Genomic DNA, 14,170 nt, shown 5'->3' on the forward strand with positions numbered 1-14,170 from the left:
ACGCCCTGGATGCCGTCCTCGCCATGGGTGAAGGGCAGCTGCAGCGCCAGGAAGAACACCATCTGGCTCAGCGCCAGCGTGATCATGGCGAAATAGATGCCCTGCCGGCGGATGGCGATCAGGCCGAAGACCAGCCCCATCAGCCCGGCCACCACGGTGGCGGCGAGCAGGCCCACCTCCGGCGCCCAGCCCCATTCCTTCACGGTGTGGGCGGCGATGTAGGCCGCCCCGCCGAAGAAGGCGGCATGGCCGAAGCTGAGCAGGCCGGCGAAGCCGATCAGCAGGTTGAAGGCGCAGGCGAACAGCGCGAAGCACAGAACCTTCATCAGGAAGACGGGATACAGCACGAAGGGTGCCGCAAGCGCGAGCAGCAGCAGGACGGCGGCGATCAGCGCCGTGCCGATGGCCGGACCCCGAACCGCGACGCGGGTGGAATTGCTGGCGGCGGTCATTGGATCAACGCTCCCGTCCGAAGAGGCCCGCGGGCTTGATGAGAAGGACGATCGCCATCACGACGAACACGACGATGTTGGACGCTTCGGGATAGAAGACCTTGGTCAACCCCTCCAGCAGCCCCAGCCCCAGGCCGGTGACGATGGCGCCGAGGATCGACCCCATGCCGCCGATCACCACCACGGCGAAGACGATGATGATCAGGTTGGTCCCCATCAGCGGCGACACCTGATAGATCGGCGCCGCCAGCACGCCGGCCAGCCCGGCCAGCGCCACGCCGAAGCCGTAGGTCAGCGACACCATCACCGGCACATTGATGCCGAAGGCCTGGACCAGCGTCGGGTTCTCCGTCGCCGCGCGCAGATAGGCGCCCAGCTTCGTCCGCTCGATGGCGAACCAGGTGCCGAAGCAGATGACCAGCGAGGCGACGATGACCCAGCCGCGATAGTTGGGCAGGAACATGAAGCCCAGATTCTGCCCGCCCTGAAGGGCTGCAGGAATCGGATAGGGCTGGCCGGAGACGCCGTACTGGTGGCGGAACGCCCCCTCCAGGATCAGCGCCAGCCCGAAGGTCAGCAGCAGCCCATAGAGATGGTCCAGCTTGTAGAGCCGCGACAGCATCGTCTTTTCCAGCGCGATGCCGAGCAGCCCGACGACGATCGGCGCCACCACCAGCGCTCCCCAATAGCCGATCCCGGCATAGGTCAGCAGCAGCCACGCCACGAAGGCGCCGACCATGTAGAGCGCGCCATGGGCGAAGTTGATGACGTTCAACATGCCAAAGATCACCGCCAGCCCCAGGCTGAGCAGCGCATAGAAGGACCCATTGATCAGGCCGAGCAGAAGCTGCCCGAACAGCACTTGGGGCGGGATTCCCAGCAGGCTGACCATCTCCGCATTTCTCCCGGTTCGTTGGTGTTGTTCTTGGTTTTTGGTTGTTGCTTCGCAGGCCCCCTCCCCATCCCTCCCCCGCTTCGCGGGAGAGGGGGTAGGATGCTTGTCGGCGAGGCGTGATTGCCGAAGCGGCGGCAGTCCCCTCTCCCTCGAAGAGGGGGAGGGTTAGGGAGGGGGCAAGGCGCCCGCCGCCCCCTCACTTCACCAGCGGGCAGCCGCTCTGCTTCGGGTCCATGAAGGCGGTGTCGGCCGGGATGGTCTTGACGATCTTGTAATAGTCCCACGCCCCCTTCGACTCGGCCGGGGTCTTCACCTGGGCCAGATACATGTCGTGGAACATGCGGCCGTTGGCGGCGACCTTGCCCTTCTTGGCGAACATGTCCTCGACCGGCAGTTCGCGCATCTTGGCGGCGACCTTGTCGGCGTCGTCGGTCTTGGCCGCCTCGACCGCCTTCAGGTAATGCTTCACCGCCGAATAGACGCCGGCCTGCACCATGGTCGGCTTCTTGCCGGCCTTGGCCTCGAACTTCTTCGACCATTCGCGGGTCTGGTCGTCCATGTCCCAGTAGAAGCCTTCGGTGAACATCAGACCCTGCGCCGACTGCAGACCCAGCGCATGCACGTCGGTGATGAACATCAACAGGCCGGCCAGGCTCTGGCCCGCCTGGGTGATGCCGAACTCCGCCGCCTGCTTGACGGCGTTGACGGTGTCGCCGCCCGCGTTGGCCAGACCGATCACGTCGGCGCCCGACCCCTGCGCCTGCAGCAGGAAGGACGAGAAGTCGGAGGTGCCGAGCGGATGACGCACCGACCCGACGATGGTGCCGCCCAGCGACTTCACCATCTTGGTGGTCTCTTCCTCCAGCGACTGGCCGAAGGCGTAGTCGGCGGTCACGAAGAACCACTTCTTCTTGCCCTGCTCGTACAGGGCGCGGCCGGTTCCTGCGGCCATGGCGTAATTGTCGTAGGTCCACTGGAAGCCGTAGGGGCTGCACTGCGCGCCGCTCAGCGCGGTGGCGCCGGGACCGGACATCAGGAAGATGCGCTTCTTGTCCTTGGTGATGCCCTGCACCGCCAGCGCGGCGGCGGAGTTCGGCACGTCGGCGATGACGTCGACGCCGCCGGTGTCCACCCACTCGCGCGCCTTGGACGCGGCGATGTCGGCCTTGTTCTGGTGATCGGCGACGACGATCTCGACGGGGGCGCCGGCGACCTTGTTGCCGAACTCCTCCGCCGCCATCCGGGCGGCGATGGCGGAGCCCTCGCCGGCGAGATCGGCGTAGATGCCGGAACGGTCGTTCAGCACGCCGATGCGGATGACGTTGTCCGACACCTGTGCCGAAGCCGGAATCGCGGTCCCGGCGAGCGTCAGCAGGGCGGTGCCGGCGAGAAGAAGCGTGCGCATCAGAAGGTCTCTCCCTCTTGGTTTTATTGTCGGCCGGTTCCCTTCGCGGGTCCTTGTGGCCGTAATCGGGCAAGCTGCGGCAGTTCGCCGCCCCGACCCGGAGTTGGGCGGGGGCGGCGTTCGTGCCGGTGATGTCGGTTGGCTGGACGGTCTACACGCCGAGATAGGTGTGGAGCTTGTCCATGTTGGCGTCGAGTTGGTCGTTGGGGATCATGTCCACCACATGGCCCTCCTCCATCACGTAATGGCGGTCGGCGATGGTGGCGGCGAAGCGGAAGTTCTGCTCCACCAGCACGATGGTGAAGCCGCGGGCCTTCAGCGCCCGCACCGCGACGCCGATCTGCTCGATGATGACCGGGGCCAGCCCCTCGGTCGGCTCGTCCAGCAGGATCAGGGTGGCGCCGGTGCGCAGGATGCGGGCGATCGCCAGCATCTGCTGCTCGCCGCCCGACAGCCGCGTGCCCTGCGTCGAGCCGCGGCCCTTCAGGTTGGGGAACAGGTCGTGGATCTGCGGGACCGTCATCCCGCCTTCCTTCACCACCGGCGGCAGCGTCAGGTTCTCGTCCACGCTGAGGCTTGAGAAGATGCCGCGCTCCTCCGGTACATAGCCGATGCCGAGGCGCGGGATCTTGTGCTGGGCCATGCCGATCAGCTCCTGGCCCTGGAAGCGGATCGAGCCGGTGCGCTTGCCCATGATCCCCATGATGGCGCGCATGGTCGAGGTCTTGCCGGCGCCGTTGCGGCCCAGCAGCGTCACCACCTCGCCGTGGCGCACCTCCAGGCTGACACCGTGCAGCACATGGCTCTCGCCGTAATAACCGTGCAGGTCGGCAATCTCCAGCATCGCCGTCCCGGTTTGGGCTGTTTTGGTCATCGCGCCGTCAGGCATGTCCGGTCCCCATATAAGCTTCCATCACCTGCGGGTTCCTGGAGACGACCTCGTACGGCCCCTCCGCCAGGATCTCGCCGCGGCGCAGAACGGTGATGGTGTCCGACAGGTGGGCGACGACCGACAAATTGTGCTCCACCATCAGCACGGTGCGGTCGGCGGCGACGCGCTTGATGAGAGCCGCCGTGCCCTCGATGTCCTCGTGGCCCATGCCGGCCAGCGGTTCGTCCAGCAGCATCACCTCCGGGTCGAGCGCCAGCGTGGTGGCGATCTCCAGCGCGCGCTTGCGGCCATAGGGCAGTTCGGCGGCGGTGTGGCCGGCCCAGGGGGTGAGGTTGACCGCCTCGATCAGTTCCAGCGCCCGGTCATGCAGGTCGTAGAGCGACGATTCGGACTTCCAGAAATGGAAGCTGGTGCCGAGCGGCCGCTGCAAGGCGACGCGGACATTCTCCAGCACGCTCAAGTGCGGGAAGACGGCCGAGATCTGGAAGGAGCGGACCAGCCCCATCAGCGCGATGTCGGCCGGCTTGGTGCGGGTGATGTCGCGGCCCTTGTAGAGGATCTGGCCGCGCGTCGGCGTCAGGAACTTGGTCAGCAGGTTGAACACCGTGCTCTTGCCGGCGCCGTTCGGGCCGATCAGCGCGTGGATGGTGCCGCGGCGAACCTGAAGGTTCACCTCCTTCACCGCCACGAACCCCTTGAACTCCTTCGTCAGGTTGCGCGCTTCCAGGATGATGTCGTCGTTCGGTGCGGCGTTCATCGGTCGCGAATTCTCCTCCCGTTCGTCCTTATTTTCGGGCTTCAAGCCCGGGAGCCGCCGTGCGGCGGGACGTTTCACCGATTGTTGTACGCACGAAGCGTGCCACGGCCGGGTTCGCTTCGGTCGGGCCGTCGGCCCCATTGTTTCTCCGCCGGTTTCGCTGCGGCGCCCTCCATCCACTCGCTTACCCTAACACCGGAAAGTGTCGGATTTCCGGACACTCTGTCCGCCAAACATGACAGCATCCAAAATGTCGGCATGCAAGATCGTCCGTGCGGCCGACACCTTATTGTGGGCTTGCCAAACGCGCGCGGCACTGCGATGGTGGCCGTCCGACGGTGCCCTGCCCGTCCTGACGGGCGGCGGGGATAATAGGGAATGCGGTGCGGAGCTTCTTTGGAAGCGCCAATGCCGCGGCTGCCCCCGCAACTGTGAGCGGCGAGCGTCCCGTCCATCATGCCACTGGCCCTTCGCGGCCGGGAAGGCGGACGACGATGCGGCGACCCGCGAGCCAGGAAACCTGCCGGCGGACGTACCAACCTTTCCCAACCCCGCCGGGTGTGGCGGGAGAGCAAGGATGTCTTCGATGACCACCCGTTCGATGAATACTGCCGCCGGTTCCGCGACCCGCAGCGCCGCCCAGACCGCGGTCGCCGCCTTTGCCGCGATCCTGCTCGGCAGCTTCCTGCTGTACGGCGTCGGCTTTGCCCAGCCGCAGCAGATCCACGACGCGGCGCACGACGCCCGTCACTCCTTCGCATTCCCCTGCCACTAAGCAGCGGGTCATGGATCTGATCCGGCGGCTGTTCACAGCCGCTTTGGTCGCGGGCGTGCTCTCCGGCACGGCCGCTTCCGTCGTTCAGCAGGCGACGACCGTCCCGCTGATCCTCGAAGCCGAGAAATACGAGGTGGTCACTCCGCCTCCTGCAGCCTCCGCGGCGCCTGCCGGCGCGCCTGCGCCGTCGCATCAGCACGGCCCCGTGCGCGAGGTCGGCGAAGGCGTGCCGACCTCGCTGGACGAGGCGATGCAACGCATCGGCCTGACCATCGTCGCCAACCTGCTGACCGGCGTCGCCTATGCGCTGCTGCTGGGTGCGGCGATCCTGCTGGCCGGCCGGCCGGTCGATGCGCGGCGCGGGCTGGTGTGGGGCATGGGCGGCTTCGTCGCCGTCTCGCTGGCGCCCGCCTTCGGCTTGGCCCCCGAACTGCCGGGCATGGCCGGGGCGGAGCTTGAGCTGCGTCAGCTCTGGTGGCTGTCCGCCGCCGCCGGGGCCGGCGTCGGCTTGACCGCGCTCGCCTTCGCCCGCAACCGTCTGGTCATCGCCGTCGCCGTCCTGGCCGCCGCGCTGCCCCATCTGATCGGCGCGCCCCATCCGGAAAGCGCCGAAGGTGCGGTTCCGCCGGAACTGGCCGCCCGCTTCGTCACCGCTTCTCTCGGCGGGGCCGCCCTGTTCTGGGCGATCCTGGGCGCCACCTGCGGCTGGCTGATGAGCGGTCTGGTCCGCGAGACCGAGTCCCGCCCGGCCCTGCGGGTCCAGCCCGGCGCGCGTTAAGGAAACAAGCCCATGTCCGCACTTGCGAAAACGGCCGCCGGCAAAGTCCCGGCGACCGTCATCACCGGCTTCCTCGGTGCCGGCAAGACCACGCTGATCCGTGGCCTGCTGGAAAAGGCCGACGGCCGCCGGCTGGCGCTGATCATCAACGAGTTCGGCGATGTCGGCATCGACGGCGACATCCTGCGCGCCTGCGGCAACCCGACCTGCACCGAAGACGACGTGATCGAGCTGGCGAACGGCTGCCTGTGCTGCACCGTCGCCGACGACTTCGTTCCGGCCATCGAGAAGCTGCTGGCCCGGCCGGAGCCGCCGGAGCACATCGTGATCGAGACCAGCGGCCTCGCGTTGCCGAAGCCGCTGGTCCAGGCCTTCCACTGGCCGGCGATCAAGACGCGGGTCACCGTCGACGGCGTCATCGCCGTGGTCGACGCCGCGGCGGCGGCGGAAGGCCGTTTCGCCCCCGATCCCGCGGCGCTGGAGGCCCAGCGCGACGCCGCCGGCACCGTCGATCATGAAACGCCGATCGAAGAGGTGTTCGAGGACCAGTTGCTCTGCGCCGATCTGATCGTCGTCAACAAGACCGATCTGGTGGCCGCCGGCGACCTCGCCCGTGTCGAGGAGCTGATCCGTGGTGCGCTGAGCCATGCGGTCGGCCGCGACGCCAAGCTGGTCCGCGCGTCGCAGGGCGCCGTCGATCCGCTGGTCCTGCTCGGTGTCGGTGCGGCGGTGGAGGACGACCTCGCCAACCGTCCCAGCCATCATGACGACGAGGAAGGCCACGACCACGACGACTTCACCAGCTTCGTGGTGGAACTGCCGTCGCAGCCCGACCCCGCCCGTCTGGCGATGACGCTGGAGCAGGTCGCCGGCCTGCATGGCGTTCTGCGCCTGAAGGGTTTCATCGACGTGCCCGGCAAGCCGATGCGCCTGCTGGTCCAGGGCGTCGGCACCCGCATCCAGACCCACTATGACCGCCTGTGGAAGCCCGGCGAGGAGCGCCGCAGCCGTCTGGTGGTGATCGGTGAGACCGGGCTGGACCGCGATGCGGTGACGCGGGCGGTTGTCGGGTAAGAGGTTGAGTTTGGTGCGGAGTTAGACCCCCACCTAACCTCCCCCGCTCTCAGCGGACCTACGGTCCGCCTGCCGCGTCAGCACAAAGCGTAGCTTTGTGCGAGAGCTGGGCGGGGGAGGGACTGCCGCCACTTTTCTGAACAAGCGCTTAGTCCCCTCCCCCGCGAGAGCGGGGGAGGGTTAGGGTGGGGGCAAGTGTCCCCACTCCTTGAACGTACCCGCGGACACCCATGCACCTGCTCGCCGCCCGCCAGGACGAACTGGACGCCGGCCCCCAGGCGGAAGATCTGGGGCAGACGCCGGCCGACCTCGTCATGCTGTCCTTTTCCGACAGCGACCTGACCGCGCTCGCCGCCGCGTGGCGCTCGGCACGCGACCGGCTGCCCAGCCTCCGCCTCGCCAACCTCAATCGGCTCGGCCACCCCCTGTCGGTCGACCTCTACGCCGAGAACATCGTTGCCAAGGCGAAACTGGTGGTCCTGCGTCTGCTCGGCGGCAGCGGTTACTGGCGCTACGGCCTCGACCGTCTCTCCGCCCTCTGCCGCGAGCGTGGCATCCCGCTCGCCGTCCTGCCGGGCGAAGCACAGCCCGACCCCAACCTCACCGCCTACGGCACCGTTTCTCCGGACTCGGCCGACCGCCTCTGGCGCTATTTCACCGAGGGCGGCCCGGCCAACATGGCCCATCTGCTGGCCTGCGCCGCGACCTTGGCCGGCATGCCCCTCCCCCATGACGACCCCGCCCCGGTCCCGCGTTTCGGTGCCTACGACGGCTGGAGCGGCCCCGTCACCGCAAATGCACCGGTGGCCGCCGTCGTCTTCTACCGCTCCCACCTGCTGGCCGGCGACCTGGCCCCGATCCACGCGCTGTGCGACGCGCTGGCTGCCCGTGGCCTCGCCCCCCGCCCACTGTTCGTCGCCAGCCTGAAGGAGCCGGACTGCGCCGCCTGGATGCGCGCCAGCCTGACCGCGCAGAACGCCGCCGTGGTCGTCAACACCACCGCCTTTTCGGCAGCGCGCGACGACGGCTCCCCCCTGGAGGCCAACGGCAGCCCGGTCCTGCAGGCCATCCTGTCCACCACCCCCGAAGCCGGCTGGCAGGCCTCGTCACGCGGCCTCGGTCCGTCTGACCTCGCCATGAACGTCGTGCTGCCGGAGATGGACGGCCGCATCATCGCCCGCGCCATCGCCTTCAAGACGGCGGGGGACCCCGACCCCGACCTGCAATTCGCCGCCCCTGCCCTGCGCCCGATCCCCGACCGGGTGGCCTTCACCGCCGACCTCGCGGCAAGCTGGGTCCGCCTGTCCCGCACCCCGCGGGCGGAGCGGCGGCTGGCGCTGGTGCTGTCCGACTATCCCGGCCCCGGCGGCGGCATCGGCCATGCGGTCGGCCTCGACAGTCCGGCCAGCACGGTGGCGATGCTCCACCGCCTGTCCGCCGAGGGCTACGGTCTGTCCGCCATTCCGGACAGCGCCGCCGCGTTGATGGCGGCCCTGACCGCCGCCCCCACCCCGACGCTGTCGCTGGCCGACTACCAGCGCCTCGCCCCGCCGGAGGTCCGCGCACGCATCGCCCAGACCTGGGGCGACCCCGCCGCCGATCCCGCCTGCCACGACGGCGCCTTTGCCTTCCGAATCCTGCCCTGCGGCAACGCGGTTGTGGCGGTGCAGCCCAGCCGCGGCCATGGGTCCCTGACCACCGCCCAGCACCACGATCCCGATACGCCCCCCAGCCACGGCTATTTCGCCTTTCATCTGTGGCTGCGCCATGCCGTCGGCATCCATGCCATGGTGCAGATCGGCGCCCACGGCACGCTGGAATGGTTGCCGGGCAAAGCGGTGGCACTGTCGGCGGCGTGTTGGCCGGAGATCGTCGGCGGCGCCCTGCCGACCCTCTATCCCTTCATCGTCAACAACCCCGGCGAGGGGGTGCAGGCCCGCCGCCGCCTGGGCGCCGTCCTGATCGGCCACCTGACCCCGCCGCCGGTGGAGTCCGGCCTCTACGGCGAGCTTGCCGCGCTGGAAACCGCCATCGACGAGTATTCGCAGGCGACCGGGCTCGACCCCAGGCGGCTGGGCATGCTGCGCGAGACGATCCTCGACCTCGCCTGGAAATCCGGCGTCGCCGCCGACTGCAATCTGCGTCCCGACGACGATCCCGACGCCATCCTGTCGCGGCTGGACGCCCATCTCTGCGACATCAAGGAGTTGCAGATCCGCGACGGCCTGCATGTCTTCGGCAACAGCCCGACCGGCGAGCGCCGCGATCGCCTGACCGCCGCCGTCGCGCGCACCGCCGATCCGGCCATGGTCGCCACCGCTGTCGATGCCTGCGGCGAGGCGGAGATGCGGGCGCTGCTCGACGGGCTGGACGGCCGATTCGTCCGCCCCGGCCCCGGCGGCTCGCCGGCGCGCGGGCGGGCGGACACGCTGCCGACCGGCCGTAACCTCTATGCGCTCGACCCGCGCGGCGTGCCGACGCCGACCGCCTGGACGCTCGGCTGGCAGGCGGCGGACGCGCTGATCACCCGCTATCTCCAGGATCATGGCGACTGGCCGCGCCGGCTGGTGGTCGATTGCTGGGGCACTCCCGCCATGCGCACCGGCGGCGACGAGCTGGCCCAGGCGCTGGCCCTGCTGGGTGTCCGTCCGATCTGGGAGAACGGGTCCGGCCGCGTCACGGGGTACGAAATCATGCCGGCCGGCGTGCTGGGCCGCCCGCGGGTGGATGTGACGCTGCGCATCTCCGGCCTGTTCCGCGATGTCTTCCCGCAGCAGATCACCCTGTTCGACCAGGCGGTCCGCGCCGTCGCCGTGCTGGACGAGCCGGACGACGTCAACCCGTTGGCCGCCACCGCGCGGGCCGAGGAACAGCGCCTTGCGGCATCCGGCACCGACGCGGCGGACGCCCGCCGCTGGGCCACCGCGCGCATTTTCGGCGCCGCCCCCGGCATCTACGGCACCGCGCTGTCCGGCATGATCGCGCGCGGCGACTGGACAGCGCGGGCCGATTTCGGCGCCGCCTATCTGGAGGGCGGCTGCCACGCCTATGGCGCCGGGCTGGAGGGCGTGCCGCTGCCAGCATTGTTCCGCCGCCGGGTCGGCGGCGCCGACGCGCTGGTCCACCACCAGGATCAGCGCGAGCATGACGTTCTGTCCACCGACGGCTTCATGCAGTTCGAGGGCGGATTCGCCGCCGCCGCCGCGCTGGAGGATTCCGAACCGGCGCTCTACCATCTCGACAGCGCCGATCCGGACAAGTTGGCCGTCCGCACCCTGGCGGAGGAGATCGCCCGCACCCTGCGCGGCCGGGCGGCCAATCCGCGCTGGATCCAGGGGATGATGCGCCACGGCTATCGCGGCGCGGCGGAGCTGGCGGCCGGCGTCGACACGCTGTTCGCCTTCGCCGCCACCACCGATGCCGTACGCCCCGCCCATTTCGACCAGCTGTATGACGCGTACGTCGAGGATGCGGAGGTGTGGGACTTCCTGTCGCATGCCAATCCGGCCGCTGCCCGGCACATTCTGGCGCGCATGAGCGAGGCGCTCGACCGCGGCCTGTGGCATCCCCGCCGCAACTCCACCGCGGAGGATCTGCGGCGCCTCCGGGAGACCGCCGTATGACGACCCCCGCCGCCAACCAGCCGAGACGCCGCGGCACCTGCCCCGGCGTGCTTGCGCCGATGCAGGTCGGCGACGGGTTCCTGCTGCGCGTTCGCGTCCCCGCCGGCGTGCTGCCCGCCGAGCATGCCCGCCGCATCGCGGAACTGGCGGATCGTTACGGCAACGGTTTGATCGATCTCAGCCACCGCGGCAACCTGCAGCTTCGCGGCATCGCCGCCGACGCGTTGGAACCGGTGACCGACGCCCTGCGCGACATGGGCTACGTCTTCGCCGACGCGGCGAGCGAGGCCGTGCGCAATGTGCTGTGTTCTCCCACTGCAGGGCTGGACCCATCCGCGCCGATGGACGTACGGGGGGCGGCACGTACGCTCGACGCGCGGCTGGCGGCGGACACCGCCCTGCACCGCCTGCCGCCGAAGTTCGGCTGGCTGGTCTGCGGCGGCGGCATCGGCCATCTGGCGGACAGCAGCACGGACGTACGGTTCGACGCGGTGGACGCGGAACACTTCCGGGTGTCGCTGGGCGGCACGCTGGCGAAAGCGGCCCCGCTAGGGCTGTGCCGGACCGACGATGTGGCGGATGTGGCGTCGGCGTTGGGCCGCGCCTTCCTGGACCTGCGCGCGTCCTTGCAGGAGCCGCCGCGCCGCATGGCGGATTTGGTTGCCGAGATTGGCACTGATGAAATCATCAAGCACCTTTCCCGCCTGACTTCTCCTCTCCCCCCCGGGGAGAGGATCAAGGTGAGGGGGACGCATCTCATGGATCTCTTCGGCGATGCCGAACCCCCTCATCCTAACCTTCTCCCCGGGGGGGAGAAGGGATTGATAGCCGGGAAGGTCGTCGCCTTCCCCTTCGGTCGCCTCACTTCTGCCGCCCTCGCCGCCTTCGCCGCCGCCTGCGTCGAGTTCCGCATCACCCCCTGGCGCGCCCTGATCCTTGTCGCTCCCACCACGGACGCAGAGCGCGTCGTCCGCGCCCATGGCGCCATCCTCTCCCACGCCGACCGCCGGCTGAAGCTGACCGCCTGCAGCGGAATGGGCGGCTGCGATGTCGGCACCACCGACACCCATGCGATGGCGCTCGCCATCGCCGAGCGCGCAGGCCCCTTGCTGGACCATGTCCGAATGGTGCATGTGTCGGGCTGCGCCAAGGGCTGCGCCCACCCCGCCATCGCCGATGTCACCCTGACCGCCCGCGACGGGGTGTATGACGTCGCCCTGAACGCAAAACCCGGTGACGCTTCCCCGTACACCGGCCTGTCCCCCGCCGACGCCGTGGCCCGCGTCGCGGATCTGTTGACCGAGGAGTCCACCGGTGCCTGAGCCGCTCTACGACTATATCCGCGACGGAGCGGCCATCTACCGCCAGTCCTTCGCCACCATCCGGGCGGAGGCGGACCTCTCCGCCATTCCCGACGACCTGAAGCCGGTGGCGGTGCGCGTCATCCACGCCTGCGGCATGGTCGATGCGGCCCAGGACCTGCTGTTCTCCACCGATGTCGGCGGCGCCGCCCGCGCCGCTCTGCGCGCCGGCGCCCCCATCCTCTGCGATAGCGAGATGGTCGCCCATGGCGTGACCCGCGCCCGCCTGCCGGCCGACAATGCGGTCATTTGCACCCTGCGCGATCCCACGGTGCCCGATCTGGCCAGGACCATCGGCAACACCCGCTCCGCCGCCGCGCTCGACCTGTGGGGCGACCGGCTCGGCGGTTCGGTGGTGGCCATCGGCAACGCGCCGACCGCGCTGTTCTACCTGCTGGAGATGCTGGCGGCCGGCGCGCCGAAACCGGCGGCGATCCTGGGCTTCCCCGTCGGCTTCGTCGGCGCCATGGAAAGCAAGGAGGCGCTGGCCGAGAACCCCTTCGGCGTCCCCTATCTGGCGATCCGGGGCCGGCGCGGCGGCAGCGCCATGGCCGCCGCCGCCGTCAACGCCCTGGCGAGCGACGTCGAATGAGCGGCGAGACCCCCACCTCCGGCACCCTGTTCGGCGTCGGCGTCGGCCCCGGCGATCCGGAACTGATGACGTTGAAGGCGGTGCGCACCATCGGCGCCTGCCCGGTCGTCGCCTATTTCTGCAAGCGCGGCACCCGGGGCCAGGCCCGCCGCATCGCGGACCAGGCGATCACCGCCGACCAGATCGAATTGCCGATGGTCTATCCGGTGACGGTGGAACTGCCGCCGACCCACCCGGACTATGGCCGCCAGATCGAAGCCTTCTTCGACGAGTCCGCCGAGCGCATCGCCGCCCACCTCGCCGCCGGCCGCTCCGTCGCCGCGTTGAACGAGGGGGATCCGTTCTTCTACGGCTCCTTCATGCACCTGTTCCTGCGGCTGTCCGGCCGTTTTGCGACGGAGGTCGTCCCCGGCGTCACCAGCATGGTGTGCAGCGCTTCTCTGCTGCCACGTCCGCTGATGCTGCGCGACGACGTGCTGTCGGTGATTCCCGGCACGCTGGACGAGGAGTCGCTTGTCCGCGCCCTGACCGCCGCCGATGCCTGCGTGGTGATGAAGCTGGGCCAGAACCTGCCCAAGGTCCGCCGCGCCATCGCCGCCGCCGGACTGGCGGAGCGGGCATGGTACGTGGAGCGCGCCAGCATGGACGAACAGCGCTTCATGCCCTTCCTGGAAGCGCCGGACGTCGCCCCCTACTTCTCCCAGATCGTCATTCCGGGCGAGGGCAAGCGCGGATGAGCGGCTGGCTTAAGGTTGTGGGATTGGGGCCGGGCCCGGAGGATTGGCTGACGCCGGAGGCCCGGCGCGATCTGGCCGAGGCGACCGACCTCGTCGGCTATTTCCCCTATGTCGAGCGTGTGCCGCCGGGAGATCAGGTGCGCCACGCCTCCGACAACCGGGTGGAACTGGACCGCGCCCGCTTCGCTTTGGATCTGGCGGCGCAGGGCCGGCGGGTGGCGGTGGTGTCGGGCGGAGACCCCGGCATCTTCGCCATGGCCGCCGCGATCTTCGAGGCGCTGGACGACCCGGCCGCCCCCGAGGCGTGGCATGCGGTGCATCTCTCGGTCGATCCCGGCGTTTCCGCCATGCAGGCCGCCGCGGCGCGGGCGGGGGCGCCGCTCGGGCATGATTTCTGCGCCATCTCGCTGTCCGACAATCTGAAGCCGTGGGAGGTGGTGCTGCGGCGCCTGCGGCTGGCGGCGGAGGCGGATTTCGTCATCGCGCTCTACAACCCGATCTCCAAGGCCCGGCCCTGGCAGCTGGGGGCCGCTTTCGACGCCCTGCGCGACATCCGCGCGCCTGAGACCCCTATCGTGCTGGGCCGCGCCGTCGGCCGTCATGACGAGGAGCTGACGGTGACGACCCTGGGCGAAGTGCAGGCGGAGCAGGCCGACATGCGCACGCTGGTGATCATCGGCGCGTCGCACACGCGGTTCGTGGCGCGGGCGGATGGCGGGCGCTGGGTCTACACGCCCCGGCATTACCGGGGGTGAGGATGGGCGTGACGACCAACCCGCCGCGAGTAACCCTCTCCCCGGGGGGGGAGAGGGGGAATCCGCGAGGGGGA

13 protein-coding genes and 1 riboswitch are annotated in these 14,170 nt (G+C 69.6%); of the genes, 8 read left to right on the top strand and 5 right to left on the bottom strand.

Translation table 11 applies throughout. The annotated features are described in order from the left end of the window. The 5 genes from FZ938_RS11465 to FZ938_RS11485 form a co-directional block, all read right to left on the bottom strand. Positions 1-452 (bottom strand): branched-chain amino acid ABC transporter permease (locus FZ938_RS11465; protein ID WP_149198641.1); only part of this gene is annotated, 452 nt, incomplete at its 3' end. A 4-nt stretch (positions 453-456) separates the two neighbouring features. Further along, positions 457-1,344: a branched-chain amino acid ABC transporter permease gene (locus FZ938_RS11470; protein ID WP_149198642.1), complete on the bottom strand. Its 888-nt coding sequence runs from the start codon at positions 1,342-1,344 to the stop codon at positions 457-459. 199 nt (positions 1,345-1,543) lie between these two features. Then, positions 1,544-2,752 carry an ABC transporter substrate-binding protein gene (locus tag FZ938_RS11475; RefSeq protein ID WP_149198643.1) on the bottom strand — a complete coding sequence of 403 codons (1,209 nt, stop codon included), beginning with the start codon at positions 2,750-2,752 and terminating at the stop codon, positions 1,544-1,546. 151 nt (positions 2,753-2,903) lie between these two features. Next, positions 2,904-3,641 carry an ABC transporter ATP-binding protein gene (locus FZ938_RS11480; RefSeq protein ID WP_149198644.1) on the bottom strand — a complete coding sequence of 246 codons (738 nt, stop codon included), beginning with the start codon at positions 3,639-3,641 and terminating at the stop codon, positions 2,904-2,906. Continuing rightward, positions 3,634-4,401, bottom strand: a complete 768-nt coding sequence (locus tag FZ938_RS11485) for an ABC transporter ATP-binding protein (protein ID WP_149198645.1) — start codon at positions 4,399-4,401, stop codon at positions 3,634-3,636. Before FZ938_RS11485 ends, FZ938_RS11480 begins: the two co-directional genes overlap by 8 nt. Positions 4,402-4,720: 319 nt before the next feature. Next, a riboswitch (cobalamin riboswitch) is annotated at positions 4,721-4,943 on the top strand. Positions 4,944-4,987: 44 nt separating this feature from the next. On the opposite strand from FZ938_RS11485, the gene FZ938_RS11490 reads away from it, so the two are divergent. The 8 genes from FZ938_RS11490 to cobJ all read left to right on the top strand — a co-directional run bounded on the left by FZ938_RS11490 (position 4,988) and on the right by cobJ (position 14,096). Then, positions 4,988-5,176, top strand: a complete 189-nt coding sequence (locus tag FZ938_RS11490; RefSeq protein WP_149198646.1) for a CbtB domain-containing protein — start codon at positions 4,988-4,990, stop codon at positions 5,174-5,176. Between the two features lie 10 nt (positions 5,177-5,186). Further along, positions 5,187-5,954 carry a CbtA family protein gene (locus FZ938_RS11495; protein WP_149198647.1) on the top strand — a complete coding sequence of 256 codons (768 nt, stop codon included), beginning with the start codon at positions 5,187-5,189 and terminating at the stop codon, positions 5,952-5,954. 12 nt (positions 5,955-5,966) lie between these two features. Continuing rightward, complete coding sequence (gene cobW / locus FZ938_RS11500) at positions 5,967-7,028, top strand: cobalamin biosynthesis protein CobW (RefSeq protein ID WP_149198648.1); 1,062 nt, start codon at positions 5,967-5,969, stop codon at positions 7,026-7,028. Positions 7,029-7,258: 230 nt separating this feature from the next. Further along, complete coding sequence (gene cobN, locus FZ938_RS11510) at positions 7,259-10,651, top strand: cobaltochelatase subunit CobN (RefSeq protein ID WP_149198649.1); 3,393 nt, start codon at positions 7,259-7,261, stop codon at positions 10,649-10,651. After that, positions 10,648-11,973 (top strand): precorrin-3B synthase, encoded by a 1,326-nt coding sequence (cobG, locus tag FZ938_RS11515; RefSeq protein ID WP_149198650.1) that lies wholly within the window; start codon positions 10,648-10,650, stop codon positions 11,971-11,973. The genes cobN and cobG overlap by 4 nt, the downstream gene beginning before the upstream one ends. Then, entirely contained in the window at positions 11,966-12,604 is a 639-nt protein-coding gene (locus FZ938_RS11520; RefSeq protein WP_149198651.1) for a precorrin-8X methylmutase, read from the top strand. The genes cobG and FZ938_RS11520 overlap by 8 nt, the downstream gene beginning before the upstream one ends. Then, positions 12,601-13,341, top strand: a complete 741-nt coding sequence (locus FZ938_RS11525; RefSeq protein WP_149198652.1) for a precorrin-2 C(20)-methyltransferase — start codon at positions 12,601-12,603, stop codon at positions 13,339-13,341. Before FZ938_RS11520 ends, FZ938_RS11525 begins: the two co-directional genes overlap by 4 nt. Continuing rightward, positions 13,338-14,096: a precorrin-3B C(17)-methyltransferase gene (cobJ, locus tag FZ938_RS11530; protein WP_149198653.1), complete on the top strand. Its 759-nt coding sequence runs from the start codon at positions 13,338-13,340 to the stop codon at positions 14,094-14,096. The genes FZ938_RS11525 and cobJ overlap by 4 nt, the downstream gene beginning before the upstream one ends. The last annotated feature ends 74 nt before the right edge of the window (positions 14,097-14,170 follow it).

The sequence above is a fragment of the Azospirillum oryzae genome, assembly GCF_008364795.1.
GTDB lineage: Bacteria > Pseudomonadota > Alphaproteobacteria > Azospirillales > Azospirillaceae > Azospirillum > Azospirillum oryzae.

Coding starts and splice junctions, on each gene's coding strand:
- cobW (WP_149198648.1), top strand. CDS start 5,967: ATGTCCGCACTTGCGAAAACGGCCGCCGGCAAAGTCCCGGCGACCGTC.
- FZ938_RS11480 (WP_149198644.1), bottom strand. CDS start 3,641: ATGCCTGACGGCGCGATGACCAAAACAGCCCAAACCGGGACGGCGATG.
- FZ938_RS11470 (WP_149198642.1), bottom strand. CDS start 1,344: ATGGTCAGCCTGCTGGGAATCCCGCCCCAAGTGCTGTTCGGGCAGCTT.
- cobJ (WP_149198653.1), top strand. CDS start 13,338: ATGAGCGGCTGGCTTAAGGTTGTGGGATTGGGGCCGGGCCCGGAGGAT.
- FZ938_RS11490 (WP_149198646.1), top strand. CDS start 4,988: ATGACCACCCGTTCGATGAATACTGCCGCCGGTTCCGCGACCCGCAGC.
- cobG (WP_149198650.1), top strand. CDS start 10,648: ATGACGACCCCCGCCGCCAACCAGCCGAGACGCCGCGGCACCTGCCCC.
- FZ938_RS11525 (WP_149198652.1), top strand. CDS start 12,601: ATGAGCGGCGAGACCCCCACCTCCGGCACCCTGTTCGGCGTCGGCGTC.
- FZ938_RS11485 (WP_149198645.1), bottom strand. CDS start 4,401: ATGAACGCCGCACCGAACGACGACATCATCCTGGAAGCGCGCAACCTG.
- FZ938_RS11495 (WP_149198647.1), top strand. CDS start 5,187: ATGGATCTGATCCGGCGGCTGTTCACAGCCGCTTTGGTCGCGGGCGTG.
- FZ938_RS11475 (WP_149198643.1), bottom strand. CDS start 2,752: ATGCGCACGCTTCTTCTCGCCGGCACCGCCCTGCTGACGCTCGCCGGG.
- cobN (WP_149198649.1), top strand. CDS start 7,259: ATGCACCTGCTCGCCGCCCGCCAGGACGAACTGGACGCCGGCCCCCAG.